This is a genomic window from Fusobacterium varium, assembly GCA_021531615.1.
Lineage (GTDB): Bacteria > Fusobacteriota > Fusobacteriia > Fusobacteriales > Fusobacteriaceae > Fusobacterium_A > Fusobacterium_A varium_C.
On sequence record JADYUE010000116.1, the window covers coordinates 1 to 270 of the forward strand.

Sequence of the window (270 nt, forward strand, 5' to 3'; positions counted from 1 at the left end):
TACCAAATTTATCAGAAGATGGAGGAAAACTGCTATTAGAACTATTCATTCCAAGTCTAGCTTTAAGAGTAGCATTTTCTGCTTTTAATTTTTTATTCTCTTTTTCAAGTTCTTCAATTCTAGCTAAAGCTTTAGATAACTGAAGTTTAAGTTCAGCAATTTCACGTAACAAATCTTCAACTTTAATTTCCATAAAAGTTCACCCCCCTCTTTTCAAATTTTACTTTGATATTGTAGCATATTTTTTGACACAAAAAAAGACCCAAGCCC

General features: G+C 30.4%; 1 protein-coding gene. It reads right to left on the reverse strand.

Annotated elements, in window-relative coordinates:
• The coding region (locus tag I6E31_12565; GenBank protein MCF2640789.1) for an IS66 family transposase at nt 1-193 on the reverse strand (193 nt) is incomplete at its 3' end.
• Nucleotides 194-270: the final 77 nt, after the last annotated feature.